This is a genomic window from Pseudomonadota bacterium (assembly GCA_039193195.1).
Lineage (GTDB): Bacteria > Pseudomonadota > Gammaproteobacteria > Steroidobacterales > JBCBZW01 > JBCBZW01.
In genome coordinates, this window is record JBCCWS010000001.1 from 294883 (window position 1) to 308457 (window position 13575).

Genomic DNA, 13575 nt, shown 5'->3' on the forward strand with positions numbered 1-13575 from the left:
GCGGGCGCTGCCTGAGGCGACCGATCCTGATAGTCACCCGCTGCGGGCCCAGCCCCGCGGCAAGCCAAGCGGATATCTGTAAGCCATGCGTACGCACTATTGCGGCCTCGTTGACCAAACCTTCATCGGCCAAGAGATCGAGGTGGCCGGCTGGGTCCACCGACGCCGTGACCACGGTGGGGTGATCTTCATCGACTTGCGTGACGTCCAGGGCATTCTGCAAGTGGTGGTCGATCCGGACACGGAGGAGGCCTTCGCATCGGCTGAGCGCGTGCGTTCCGAGTACGTCTTACGCATTCGGGGCCGCCTACGCGCACGGCCTGAGGGCGGCGAGAACCCGAGCATGCGAAGCGGTGCAGTGGAGCTCCTCGCCAAGGAGCTGGAAGTGCTGAACACGGCGCAAACGCCGCCCTTCCAACACGATGAAACCGTCAGCGAAGAGCTGCGCTTGCGCTACCGCTACCTCGATCTGCGCCGCGAGGAGATGCTCGAGCGACTCAAGCTACGCCACCGCGTGACGCAGAGCCTACGCGCCCACCTCGACTCGCAGGGCTTCATCGACGTGGAAACCCCCGTGCTGACGCGCGCGACACCCGAGGGCGCCCGCGACTACTTGGTGCCCAGTCGCACCCATGGGGGCAAGTTTTTCGCGTTGCCTCAGTCACCGCAGCTCTTCAAGCAGCTGCTGATGATGAGCGGTTTCGATCGCTACTATCAGATCGTGAAGTGCTTCCGTGATGAAGACCTGCGCGCCGACCGCCAGCCCGAGTTCACCCAACTGGATATCGAGACCTCCTTCATGGATCAAGGTGAGATCACCTCGTTGATGGAGCAAATGATCCGCGAGCTGTTTCGTGAGGTCATGGACCTTGAGCTCCCGGCACCGTTCCCGCGCATGAGCTACGCCGAGGCGATGGAGCGCTTCGGGAGTGACAAGCCCGATTTGCGCATCCCCTTGGAGCTGATCGAGTTGGGCGATGTCATGGCCAGCGTCGACTTCAAGGTCTTCTCCGGTCCGGCCAAGGATCCCAAGGGACGGGTGGCGGCTCTGCGCGTGCCCGGCGGCGCCAAGATCAGCCGGAAGGACATCGACGGCTACACGGAGTTCGTCGGGCGCTACGGCGCGCGCGGCCTGGCGTACATCAAGGTTAACGATGTGGCCAAGGGGCGCGCGGGCCTGCAGTCGCCGATCCTCAAGTTCCTCGACGACGAAGCAGTGGCCAGGATTGTCGAGCGCACGGCCTGCGTTGACGGCGACATCGTATTCTTCGGCGCTGACAAGGCCGCCGTGGTGAGCGATGCCATGGGCGCCCTGCGCGCCAAGATCGGCCGCGATCTCGACATGCTCGAGGGCGACTGGGCCCCCCTGTGGGTGGTCGACTTCCCGATGTTCGAGCACGATGACAAGGAGAATCGCTGGGTCGCTCTGCACCATCCATTCACCGCGCCCGCTACCAGCGACGCGCAGGCTCTGGCGGCAGATCCCGGTGGCGCGAACTCGATGGCCTACGACATGGTGCTCAACGGCTACGAGATAGGCGGCGGCTCGGTGCGCATTCACCGCGAAGACATTCAGCAGGTGGTGTTCCGCACCCTGGGCATCGAGGACGACGAGGCCCGGGAGAAGTTCGGCTTCCTTCTAGATGCGCTCAAGTACGGGTGCCCGCCCCACGGCGGGATCGCCTTCGGCTTGGACCGCATCGTGATGCTGTTGGCGGGCACGGACAACATTCGCGACGTGATCGCTTTCCCCAAGACCCAAACCGCACACGACCCGTTGACGGACGCGCCCGGTATGGTTTCCGACCGCCAGCTGCGCGAACTGTCGATTCGCGTGCGCACGCCCCAGGGCCAAGCGGCCGCCGACGGCAGCGCGAGCTAGGGCCAAGCAACTCCTCACTCGGACGTCAGTCCGTAGGGCGCCCAGGGCGTTCGCGGTTCGCCCACGGAGGCCGCTACGGGGCCGCTGCGGGCGAGCGTAAGGACCTCGCCGTGACGTGCCGCGACCTCGATAAAGCGGTCGACGTCGGCGCCCGAGGCGCTGTACTCCAGGGTGAAGGTCTCGGGTCGCTCGTCCAGCACGCGCCCCCCACGATGATTCACCAACTCCTCGAGCGTCTCGTGTCGCTCCGAAGACACGCGCATCTTCAGCAGCAGCAGTTCGCGTTCGAAGTGAGGTCCATCGGTCAGATCCACCAGATCGACGACATCGACCAGCTTGAGCAGCTGGCTGCAGATCTGAGCGATCACCGCGTCGGGTCCCTTGGTCACCAAGGAGATTCGTGAGACGCGCTGATCTGCCGTGGGCGCCACGTTTAGGGTCTCGATATTGTAGCCGCGGGTGGAGAACAATCCGGCTACGCGGGTCAGGGCGCCGGCCTCGTTCTGCAGGATGATGGAGATGATGTGGCGCATATGGCCGAAGCCCTTGATTTCCGATTGCTGCAAAGCGTTAATCTGAAAGATACCGTTTCTAAAACCGCAGTGGCTACCCCGATGCTGGAACACAGTGCTGACGTTAGCGCCGAGCAGTCCGCCCACCCGCGTGCGGGCGAGACGCTCACCGGTGCCGAGATCATTGTCGAGGTGTTAGCGCAGGAGCGGGTACGGCACGTCTTTGGCTACAGCGGCGGGGCGATCTTGCCCACCTTCGACGCGGTCTTTCGCTACAACGCCAACCGCCAACCGTCGAAAAACGGTATCGAGGATGTCATCGAGATGGTGGTGCCAGCGAACGAGCAGGGCGCCGCGTTCATGGCCTCCGGCTATGCGCGCGCCAGTGGCGAGGTCGGGGTTGTCATGGTCACCTCCGGACCTGGCGCCACCAACACGGTCACCTCCGTGCGCGACTGCATGGCAGACTCCACGCCGATCGTAGTGCTCTGCGGCCAGGTGCCGACCACGGCGATCGGCACCGATGCGTTCCAGGAAGCGCCCGTCAGCAGCATCATGGGTGCGGCCTGCAAGCACGTTTTCCTGGTGACCGAAGCGGACCGCCTAGAAGCCACCCTGCGCACAGCCTTCGAGCTGGCTCGCAGCGGCCGCCCAGGGCCCGTAGTGGTGGACATTCCGAAGAACGTGCAAACCGCGGAGCTGACCTTCGCCGGCGTAGGCACCTTGCCCATCCCCGGCTACCGCCAGCGAATGGCCCGCATGGAGCGCAACGTGCTGCGCCCGGAGCAGATCGAGCGATTCTTCAACATGCTTCGCGAATGCGAGGCGCCCCTACTCTACGTAGGCGGCGGCGTGATTAACGGGGAGGCAAGTGAGGCCGTGAGTGCCCTTGCGCGCGAGTGTGGTATCCCGGTGGTCACCACGCTAATGGGTATCGGCGCCTTCGATACCACTGACGATCTCTCCCTGCACATGCTCGGCATGCACGGCACGGCCTTTGCTAACTACGCCGTGGAGGACTGCGACTTCCTCATCGCGGTCGGCTCGCGCTTCGACGATCGGGTGGCTGGCGTGCCCTCGCAGTTCGCCCCCAAGACCCGCCACATCGCTCATTTCGATATCGACGTGTCTGAGATCAACAAGGTTAAGGCGGTCGATTGGCATCATGTGGGTGTGCTGCGCGACGCCCTGCGCGCGCTGGTTGCCCACGCACGTGCCACGGGCTTCCGCAAGTCCTTCGCGCGCTGGCACGAACACGTGCACGCGTTGAAGACGCGCCACGCGATGAACTACGATCGCGACGCGAAGCTGATCCAGCCATACCACGTGATCGAGGAGATCAATCGCCACACAAAGGGAAGGGCGATCATCGCGACCGGCGTTGGACAACACCAGATGTGGGCAGCCCAGTACTTTGACTTTTGCGAACCTCGCCTTTGGCTCACCTCGGGGAGTATGGGCACCATGGGCTTCGGCTTGCCTGCGGCGATAGGCGCCCAGTTCGCCGATCCCGAGCGACTAGTCATCGATATCGACGGCGATGCGAGTATCCGCATGAACCTTGGTGACCTGGAGACCGTCACCACCTACGATCTGCCGGTGAAGGTGGTTGTTCTGAACAACTTCGGCGACGGCATGGTCAAGCAGTGGCAGAAGCTGTTCTTCAAGGGGCGCCTTGCGGCAAGTGATAAGTCCCTGCACAAGAAAGACTTCGTGAAGGCTGCCCAGGCCGATGGTTACGGCTACGCCGTGCGCCTTGATCGCAAGGAAGATCTGCCGAGCGTCGTCGCGCAGTTCGTGGCCTACCCGGGCCCCGCGTTCCTTGAGGTGATCATCGATCCGGATGCAGGCGTCTACCCGATGGTCGGGCCCGGCATGAGCTACGCGCAGATGGTCACTGGTGAGCACATCGTGTCCCGTGATCCGGTCGAGCCCGGCGCCGTCGACCCCACAGAGATGTTCTAGTCCACGCTGCCTCGCCGCCAGTGCGCGCCGCGTACGCACCTGCGGACCAGGTCAGCTACCCTAACGACAACACGCCACCCGTACATATCGCGGCGAAGCCTGCCAGGAGAGAAGAAAAGTGCATATCTACACGCAGAAGGACATGAGTTCCGCGCCCCTCGACGGCAAGCGCATCGCGGTACTCGGCTACGGTAGCCAAGGGCGTGCCCACGCGTTGAATCTGCGGGATAGCGGCTATGAGGTGGTGGTGGGCCTGCGTCCCGGCGGCGCCAGCTGGGACAAGGCCGTCGCGGACGGCATGGCCGTCGCTGAGCCTGTCGAAGCCGTCAAGGGAGCCACGCTTGTGGCGATCCTCACGCCGGATACCTCTCAGGCGGGTCTCTACAAGCAGATCGAGACTCATCTGGACGTGGGGGCCACGGTGCTCTTCGCGCACGGGTTCAACATTCACTTTGGCACGATCGAGCCTGGCTCGGGCATAGACATCGTGCTCATCGCGCCGAAGGGCCCCGGCGATCTCGTTCGACGCCAGTATGAGCTCGGCCGCGGTGTGCCTTGCCTGGTCGCCGTACACCAGGACGCGAGTGGCCAAGGTCTGGTGCGGGCGTTGGCCTACGCGCACGGCCTCGGCGGCAGCCGCACCGGTGTGCTGGAGACCACCTTTAAAGAAGAGACGGAAACGGACCTGTTCGGTGAGCAGGCGGTGCTCTGCGGTGGCGTGACCGAACTGGTGCTAAAGGGCTTCGAGACCCTAACAGAGGCCGGCTACAAGCCCGAGGTGGCCTACTTTGAGGTCATGCACGAGCTGAAGCTGATCGTCGATCTGCTGCATGAGGGTGGACTGAAAAAGATGCACCAGTTCATCTCCGAGACCGCCAAGTGGGGGGATCTCATCTCCGGTCCGCGGGTCGTCGACGGGCACGCCAAGGATGCGATGAAGGCGGTGCTGAATGACATTCAGGACGGCACCTTCGCCCGCGAGTGGATCGCTGAGAACGACAAGGGCAAGCCGCGTTACGAGGCTTTGCTGAAGGATGATCTCGAGCACCCGATCGAAGAGGTTGGCGCCAAGTTGCGCGGCTACATGCCCTGGCTGGAGGAGTGAGCAGGAACGCTGGTGCGGGTGATTCCGCGATCAGCGCCGTACCGCTGCTGGACCTCAAGGCCCAGTACGAAACGATCCGTGACGAGGTCGAATTGGCCCTGCGCGAGGTCTGCGACAGCCAGTACTTCGTCTTGGGACCGAAGGTAGCGGCCTTCGAGGAGGAGGTTGCTGCCTACTGTCGGGTTCCCCATGCCATCGGCATGTCCTCGGGGACGGACGCGCTGCTGGCCGCCCTCATGGCCTTCGGCATCGGCCCAGGCGATGAGGTGATCACCTCGCCGTACTCCTTCTTCTCCACGGCGGGCACGATTGCCCGCCTTGGGGCGCGTCCGGTGTTCTGTGACATCGACGCGAACACCTACAACCTCGATCCCACCGCCGTCGAGCGGTTCCTGCGCGAGCGGTGCGAGCACTGCCGCGATGGCAGGCTCCTGCACCGCCCGACGGGCGGGCGCGTGCGCGCGATAGTGCCCGTGCACCTGTTCGGTCAGCTGGTCGATATGGACGCGATGCTGGCCCTGGCTGGGGAATTTGGGCTCCACCTGATCGAGGATGCGGCGCAGGCCATCGGGGCTGAGGATGAGCGCGGCAGGCGTGCCGGCAGCCGTGGCGATATCGGCTGTTTTTCCTTCTTTCCCAGCAAAAATCTCGGTGCCTTCGGAGATGGCGGGCTGTGTGTGGCGCGTGACCCAGAGGTGGCCGAACGCCTGCGCGTGCTGCGCGTGCACGGTGGCGAACAGCGCTACTACCACAGCATCGTTGGAGGCAACTTCCGCCTGGACGCGTTGCAGGCGGCGATTCTTTCGGTAAAGCTGCGGTACTTGGATACCTGGACATCGGGTCGGCAGGCCAACGCCGAGTACTACGATGGGGAGATTGCGCAAGCGGTCGGGGAGGCGCTGGTCCTTCCCGTGCGAACGCCCGGCTACCGCCATGTCTTCAACCAATACGTGGTGCGTTTGGCGGCCGGCGCAGACGATGCTTCGCAGCGCGAGTCCTTCAAGGCGAGCCTGCGGGAACGAGGTATTGGTTGCGAGGTCTACTATCCTGTTGCGCTGCACTTGCAACAGTGCTTCGCACCGCTCGGGTATCGTCGAGGCGACTTGCCGGCTGCTGAGCAGGCGGCCGATCGCACGCTGGCCATCCCGGTTTACTCCGAGTTGACCGATGCCCAGCAGGACTACGTGGTGAGCGGTATCGCCAGGTACTTCGACGCTTGAGCCAGCGTCGAGCGCCGGGCGCGGCCGCACCGAGTGCTGAACGCTTTGTATAGAACGGAATTCACTATGGGCTTTTTCTCGACCCCGGATCTGAAGGGTGATATCTACGGTGGGGTCACGGCGGGCGTCGTCGCCCTGCCCCTAGCACTAGCCTTAGGCGTGGCCTCCGGCGCCGAGGGTGGCGCCATCGCCGGCATGTACGGCGCCATTGCGGTCGGCTTCTTCGCTTCTATGCTGGGTGGCACGCCCTCCCAGATCTCGGGGCCCACGGGGCCGATGATCGTCGTGGTCGCCGGCCTAGTGGAGTCCCTCGCCCGTGACGGGCACCCGCCTGAGCTTGTCTTCACCGCCGTCATTATGGCGGGGGTCCTGCAAATAGTGTTCGGTGCCCTACGCTTGGGGCAGTACATTCGCCTGGTGCCATACCCGGTGGTGTCCGGTTTTATGAGCGGTATCGGCGCCATCATCATCATCCTGCAGATTGGCCGCCTGCTAGGGCACGAGCCGCCGAAGGGAACGGTCGAGTCACTGCGCTTCCTTCCGGAAGCGCTAGCTAACGCTAATCCTAGTGCCGTGTTGATCGGTGCGATCGCCCTCGCCGTCGTGTACGGCTGGCCCCAGCGTCTGGGTAAGTATTTGCCCGGGCCGCTAGCCGCGCTAATCGTCGCCACGATCGCAAGCCTATTCATCGAGGTTCCCGTGCTTGCGAACGTCCCGACCGGGTTGCCGGAGCTTCACCTGCCGGCTCTGGATCTGATGAGCGCCGAGGGGCGTGGCGTGGTGCTGGTGGTGGTGGAGGCGGCCATCATCTTGGCGGCTTTGGGCGCGATCGACAGCCTGCTCACCTCCCTGGTTGCGGACAACATGACGCGTACGCGCCATGATTCGAACCGCGAACTCTTCGGTCAGGGCGTGGGTAACATCGTGGCTGGATTCCTCGGCGGTATCGCAGGTGCTGGCGCCACGATGCGCACTGTGGTCAACATCCGCGCCGGCGGCAACACCAAGATCTCGGGCATGATTCACTCCGTAATCTTGCTCATCGTCGTCTTGGGGGCGGGGCCGATTGCAGCGGCCATTCCCCATGCGGCCCTGGCCGGCATTCTGGTGAAGGTCGGCGTTGATATCATCGATTGGAGCTACCTGCGCAAGGCGCACCGCGGCCCGCGCTGGGATCTGGTGCTGATGGCCTTGGTGCTCGCCCTGACGGTCTTCGCCGATCTGATAACGGCGGTCGCGGTGGGCGTCTTCCTGGCGGCCCTAGCCTTCGTTCGTCAGGTGGCGCAGCAGCAGCTGGAGATGCTGCAAGGTATCCCGGATCGGATCGAAGATCCCCAGGAGGCTGCGCTGTTCGAGCAGGCTCTCGGTCGGGTGACCGTGTTCGACTTTTCCGGTCCGCTTAGCTTTGGCGCGGCAGCTGATGTTGGCCACCAAGTGCGCATGAAGTCCAAGGACAATACCGACGCCATCATCCTAGACTTCTCGCGCGTGCCGTTTATCGACGTCTCCGCCGCCCGGGCCGTCGAGACGATCGCGTGTGATGGCAAGCGCATGGGCAAGCTCGTGTACGTGAGCGGGGCGAACGACGCTGTACGTGCCACGCTGACGGGCCTGGATGCGGATCACTGTCTGCAGGTGGATGCCTACCATCCTAAGCGTATCGATGCCCTGCGCTTGGCTGTGAAGAACATCAAGCAAGTGGAGGCGGGCGCAGCGCCGCAGCTCGCCTAAGGGAGCTAGTCGTCCAGCAGCTCTCGAAGGGCGTACAGCGCTTCGAGAGCCTGGCGCGGCGAGAGCGCATCTGGGTCTAGGGCTTGCACTTTCGCTCTCAAGCGGTCTTCTTTCGGGCGAGCTTCATCCGCGGTCTTCGCCGGCGGTGCGGTCGGGGCAAACAGGGGCAGCGAGGCCTGTTGCCCATCGCCTCCATGGCGGGCGTAGTCTTGTTCCAGCTCCGCCAGATAGGTCCGCGCATCGTCGATCACGGGCCGCGGCACGCCCGCCAGGCGAGCGACCGCTAAGCCGTAGCTCTGGTTCGCCGGTCCGTCCTTGACGGCGTGCAGAAAAACCAACTGCTCGCCGTGCTCAGTGGCGTCCAGGTGTACGTTGGCGCATCCCTCCACCTCGCGTTCCAGGGAGGTGAGTTCGAAGTAGTGGGTGGCGAATAGGGTGAAGGCCCCTACCTGTCTGGCGATGTAGCGCGCGGCGGCCCACGCCAAGGAGAGGCCGTCGAAGGTGCTTGTCCCGCGTCCCACCTCGTCCATCAGCACCACGCTGCGTTGCGTAGCGTTATTGAGAATGTTCGCCGTCTCGTTCATCTCAACCATGAAGGTGGAGTTGCCGCCGGCGAGGTCGTCGGAGGCGCCGATGCGGGTGAAGATTCGGTCGACGGGGCCGACGGTGGCAGCGCGAGCGGGGATGAAGCTGCCGGCGTGGGCAAGGACCAGGATCAGAGCGGTCTGTCGCATGTAGGTAGACTTGCCGCCCATGTTCGGTCCGGTGATCACCAGCAAGCGGCGTTGCGGATCAAGGCGCAGGTCATTGCCGATGAAGGGCGCGTCTAGGGTCTGTTCGACGACCGGGTGACGACCGTCCTCGATTGCCAGTACGGGCTCGTCGCTGAGCGTCGGGCGTACGAGGCCCAGGGCCTCGGCCCGTTCGGCAAGGTTGGCGTACACATCCAGCGCAGCTAGGGCCTCAGCGAAGGCTTGCAGCGGTGCGACAACGTTGCCGAGCTCCGCTAAGAGCTCCTCGTAGAGTTGCTTCTCCAGGGCTAGGGACTTGTCGCGGGCGCTGAGTACTTCGTCCTCGTGGCGCTTCAGCTCCTCGGTGATGAAGCGCTCTGCGCCCTTGAGGGTCTGGCGACGCGTGTACTCTGGCGGCGCCTCGCCCGATTGGCCGCGCGAAAGCTCGATGTAGTACCCGTGCACGCGGTTGTAGCCTACCTTCAGGGTGGACAGCCCCGTGCGCTCGCGTTCGCGCTGCTCGAGTTCGACCAGGAAGGCATCCGCGTTTTGCGAAAGACCCCTCAGACGGTCCAGCGTTTCGTTGTAGCCTGGTGCGATCACTCCGCCGTCACGGATCAGCGGCGGGGGTGCCTCCAGCACCGCGCGGGTCAGCAGGGCGGCTGCGGCCTCGTGGCCGAGCAGCGCGTCTGCCAGCTCGCGCAGCACTGGCGAGGTCAGCTCGGTCAGCAGCGCGGCGATCGCCGGTGCGGCGGTCAGCGCATCGCGCAGCTGGGCGAGGTCGCGCGGGCGGGCGGAGGCGAGGGCGACCCGCGAGACGATTCGCTCCAGGTCGCCCAGCTCGTTGAGGGCATCGTGCGCGGCGCTAGCGAGGCGCGATTGATCGAGCTGCTCCACCGCGTCGTAGCGGGCGCTGAGCAGCGCATGGTCCCGCCGTGGCCTGGTAAGCAGGCGACGCAAGCGGCGACTGCCCATGGGCGTGGCCGTACGGTCCATGACGCCGAGGAGGGTAAACTCGTCGCGTCCAGCAAGGCTGCGGTCGAGCTCTAGATTGCGCCGCGTGATGGCATCGAGCACCAGCGCCTCATCGCGTCGCTCCGTGCGCAGGGTGGTGAGGTGTGGCAGGGCGCTGCGCTGGGTGTCGCGCACGTACTGCAGGAGGGCACCTGCGGCGCCGACGGCAAGCGGCAGGCCGCCACAGCCGTAGCCGGACAGATCGCGTGAGCCGAGCTGTTGGCACAGCAGGCGTTGCGCGGCCTCATGCTCGAAGTGCCAGGGCGGGCGCTCTCGCGTGGCGCGTCCTTGGGTCAAGCGCTCGGGCAAGGTGAGTCCCTCGTACAGCAGGACCTCCGCCGGTTGTAGGCGTTCCAACTCAGCCGCCAGCGCGGCCAGGCCCTCCACCTCCATGACGCTGAACCGGCCGCTCGCCAGATCCAACCACGCAATGCCGATTTTCGTCTGCTCGTCTGGCATGGCAGCGTGGGTCGCAACGCATAGCAGTAAGGTGTCGCGGTGGCTCTCGAGCAGAGACTCGTCCGTGAGCGTGCCTGGCGTGACGATCCGCGTGACGCGTCGCTCGACGGGGCCCTTGCTCGTGGCCGGGTCACCGACCTGTTCGCAGATGGCCACGGTCTCGCCTAAGCGCACGAGCTTGGCGAGGTAGCTGTCGGCCGCGTGGTAGGGCACGCCGGCCATGGGGATCGGGTGACCGGCAGACTTGCCGCGAGTGGTGAGCGTTATGTCGATGAGGCGGGCGGCTTTGCGAGCATCGTCGTAGAACAGCTCGTAGAAATCGCCCATGCGGTAGAAAAGTAAAACATCTGCATGCTCCGCTTTTAGGGTCAGATACTGCCGCATCATCGGCGTATGATCCTGTAAGCTGGCGGGCGTTGACGAAGAGGGCGCGGTCATTCGAGTCGGAACCAACACGGCGAAACCCACATCGTACACGAGGCGTGCCGTGTCCCAGCGCAAGGAGATCATCCGTCCCCTGCGCGTCGTGCACGTCGAGGCGGGGCGTCATGTGTTCGGCGGCGCCCAGCAGGTGCTCTATCTCCTCGAGACATTGCCTCGGCTCGCCATTCAGAGCGTGCTGGTGTGTGCTACGGGTAGTGAGGTATCAGTCGCCGCTCGCTCCCGTGGGTTGTCCGTGGTGGGCATGAAGATGGGCGGCGATCTGGACGCTGCCCTCGCCCTGCGTTTGGCGGGTCACCTGCGACGGGAGGGCGCTGATCTCGTTCACCTGCACTCGCGCCGCGGCGCAGACACTTGGGGCCTGCTTGGGGCAAAGCTTGCGGGAGTGCCGGCAGTACTATCGCGCCGCGTCGACAACCCGCCCGGGCGCGTTCTCGGCACGCTCCTGAAGGGTGCCTATCGGCGCGTTGTCTGTATCTCCGACGGCATCGCCGATGTGCTGCGTGAGTCGGGCGTAGGCGACGAGCGCCTTACCGTAATCCCCAGCGCCGTTCACGCTGAGCGCTTTGCCACGCCGTGTAGCGACGATGAGCTGCGTCACCGCCTCGGCCTGCCGCGCGACGCATTGGTGGCGGGAGTCGTGGCCCAGCTCATAGCGCGCAAGGGGCACCGCTACGCCTTCGAGGCCTTAGCGCAGCTGCGTCGCTCGCAGCCTCGCCTGCATCTGGTGTGCTTCGGTCGTGGCGATCAACGCCCGTCCCTCGAGGCTCTCGCGCACAAGCTCGGCTTGGCTGATTTCATTCACTTTGCCGGCTTTCGCGACGACATGTCCAGTCTACTCGGCGCCCTCGATATGCTAGTGCATCCCGCCCTAGCGGAAGGATTAGGTGTTGCCTTGTTGGAGGGCGCCGCGGCCGGCTGTCCACTGGTGGCCTCGCAGGTGGGTGGTATTCCGGAGATCGTGCGCCACGGGGTCACCGGGCGCCTGGTGCCACCGGGCGATTCGCCCGCCCTTGCGGCGGCGATGGCGGCCACGCTTAACGAACGTGCTAACGCTCGGCGTATGGTGAGTGCCGCTCGCCGCCTGGTCGCTGAAAATCACTCCGTGATCGCGATGAGTAAGGCTAATGCGCGCGTTTACCAGGAAGTGCTGACCAGTGCTCTGAGTGCTGAAAAGGGCCGTTGACAAGCTGTTGCTGAGCGGCGACATTGCTCGCCTGCGTCAACACAAGGCTCACCTGCGCGTTGTACTCCTAACGGTACGTTTTACATCTGGAGTTAACGATGAATAGGTCTATGCTCGGCGGTCTGTTGCTAGGGATTGCGGTCGCGACAACCGGCGCTGTGGTGGCGGGGTTTGCCCTGGATGGGGCGCCCCCAGCGCAAGAGGATGCGCCCGAGGTAGCCGCTGCGCCGTCCAACTCGCTGGTAGCCCCAGCCGCCCCAGTGTCTGAGGTGGCGCCGGCCGAGCCCATCGTGGTGGCCGAGGCTGCGCCAGCGCCCAAGGTAGTGTGTCGCGACGTCGAGGTGGTCGACGACGGCAACGTCAAGGACGATAAGAAAATCGCAGGTACGGCCATCGGTGCCGTCGTCGGTGGCGTCGTCGGTAACGCGATGGGCAAGGACGACGGCAAGATCGGGACCGTGGTCGGCGCTGCCGCTGGCGCCGTGGCCGGCCGGGTGGCGCAGGATCAGTACCAGGACGGCAAGAAGGTGACTCGCTACGAAACCGTGTGTGAGGAGGTGCCCGCTGGCGAGTAAAGCCCGTTCTACCCAGTGATTTCGTTAACATGGTCGAGCGGGCAGTCTGAGTGCTCGAGGCTGCCCGCTCTTCCTTTTGAGTCTCAGTTTTCGCTGGCACGGGCGCCGGCGACCAGTGCTACCATCGAGCGATGGACGCCCCGACCGACGCTGCGCTTTACCAACTCGCCGAACAGCTTGGGAGCTGTCTGCTCGCTGTAGGCCTTCGGGTGGTCACCGCGGAGTCCTGCACCGGTGGGTGGATCGCCAAGGCGCTCACGGATGTGGCCGGCAGTTCTGCCTGGTTCGAGACCGGCTTCGTCACCTATGCCAACGCCAGTAAGCAGCAGCTTGTCGGCGTTCCATCACACATTTTGTCGGAGTACGGCGCCGTGAGTGCGCAGACCGTCGCCGCGATGGCGAGCGGCGCGCTGCGGGCGTGGCCTGGAGCGACCCTCTCGGTCGCCGTGAGTGGTGTCGCGGGGCCCGACGGAGGAAGTGAGGCGAAGCCTGTCGGGGCCGTGTGGTTCGGATTCGGCGATTCGCGGCGCGGTGCCGGCGCCATGGTGCAGACCGAGAGCTGCCAGTTCCAGGGTGACCGGCGGGCCGTGCGGGCCCACACGGTGGCCTACGCGCTGCAGGGGCTGCAGGCCCGAATCTAGGCTCAAGTCTCCCATTTCCAGCCTCGACGGGGAAACATCCACCGCCCCATATCCTTCGCAGCCATCTACTGTATATACTCACAGGTATCGTGCCTATGTGCAGAGGATTGCTC

Annotated in this window: 10 protein-coding genes; 8 read left to right on the forward strand and 2 right to left on the reverse strand. The window is 64.7% G+C overall.

Features of this window, described 5'->3' with window-relative positions; genetic code table 11:
- The first annotated feature begins 85 nt into the window (after nucleotides 1-85).
- A complete protein-coding gene (gene aspS / locus AAGA68_01265; GenBank protein MEM9383663.1) occupies nucleotides 86-1882 on the forward strand; it encodes an aspartate--tRNA ligase in 1797 nt (598 codons plus the stop codon).
- Nucleotides 1883-1896: 14 nt separating this feature from the next.
- On the opposite strand, the gene ilvN is transcribed toward aspS, so the two are convergent.
- A complete protein-coding gene (gene ilvN / locus AAGA68_01270) occupies nucleotides 1897-2448 on the reverse strand; it encodes an acetolactate synthase small subunit (protein MEM9383664.1) in 552 nt (183 codons plus the stop codon).
- 48 nt (nucleotides 2449-2496) lie between these two features.
- Between ilvN and ilvB the strand changes: the two genes are divergently transcribed.
- From ilvB to AAGA68_01290, 4 genes are all read left to right on the forward strand, one after another.
- Nucleotides 2497-4359 (forward strand): biosynthetic-type acetolactate synthase large subunit, encoded by a 1863-nt coding sequence (gene ilvB / locus AAGA68_01275; GenBank protein MEM9383665.1) that lies wholly within the window; start codon nucleotides 2497-2499, stop codon nucleotides 4357-4359.
- Nucleotides 4360-4477: 118 nt separating this feature from the next.
- Nucleotides 4478-5464, forward strand: coding sequence for a ketol-acid reductoisomerase (gene ilvC, locus AAGA68_01280; protein ID MEM9383666.1), 987 nt, complete (start codon nucleotides 4478-4480; stop codon nucleotides 5462-5464).
- Nucleotides 5461-6684 carry a DegT/DnrJ/EryC1/StrS family aminotransferase gene (locus AAGA68_01285; GenBank protein MEM9383667.1) on the forward strand — a complete coding sequence of 408 codons (1224 nt, stop codon included), beginning with the start codon at nucleotides 5461-5463 and terminating at the stop codon, nucleotides 6682-6684. Before ilvC ends, AAGA68_01285 begins: the two co-directional genes overlap by 4 nt.
- A gap of 66 nt (nucleotides 6685-6750) precedes the next feature.
- The gene (locus AAGA68_01290) at nucleotides 6751-8415 is read left to right on the forward strand and encodes a SulP family inorganic anion transporter (protein ID MEM9383668.1); all 1665 of its coding nucleotides are present in this window, start codon (nucleotides 6751-6753) and stop codon (nucleotides 8413-8415) included.
- Between the two features lie 5 nt (nucleotides 8416-8420).
- On the opposite strand, the gene mutS is transcribed toward AAGA68_01290, so the two are convergent.
- On the reverse strand, nucleotides 8421-11006 hold the full coding sequence (gene mutS, locus AAGA68_01295) for a DNA mismatch repair protein MutS (GenBank protein ID MEM9383669.1): 2586 nt from the start codon (nucleotides 11004-11006) through the stop codon (nucleotides 8421-8423).
- A gap of 100 nt (nucleotides 11007-11106) precedes the next feature.
- On the opposite strand from mutS, the gene AAGA68_01300 reads away from it, so the two are divergent.
- The 3 genes from AAGA68_01300 to AAGA68_01310 all read left to right on the forward strand — a co-directional run bounded on the left by AAGA68_01300 (nucleotide 11107) and on the right by AAGA68_01310 (nucleotide 13462).
- Complete coding sequence (locus tag AAGA68_01300; protein ID MEM9383670.1) at nucleotides 11107-12246, forward strand: glycosyltransferase; 1140 nt, start codon at nucleotides 11107-11109, stop codon at nucleotides 12244-12246.
- 98 nt (nucleotides 12247-12344) lie between these two features.
- Nucleotides 12345-12821 (forward strand): glycine zipper 2TM domain-containing protein, encoded by a 477-nt coding sequence (locus tag AAGA68_01305; protein MEM9383671.1) that lies wholly within the window; start codon nucleotides 12345-12347, stop codon nucleotides 12819-12821.
- A gap of 131 nt (nucleotides 12822-12952) precedes the next feature.
- Nucleotides 12953-13462 (forward strand): nicotinamide-nucleotide amidohydrolase family protein, encoded by a 510-nt coding sequence (locus AAGA68_01310; GenBank protein MEM9383672.1) that lies wholly within the window; start codon nucleotides 12953-12955, stop codon nucleotides 13460-13462.
- Nucleotides 13463-13575: the final 113 nt, after the last annotated feature.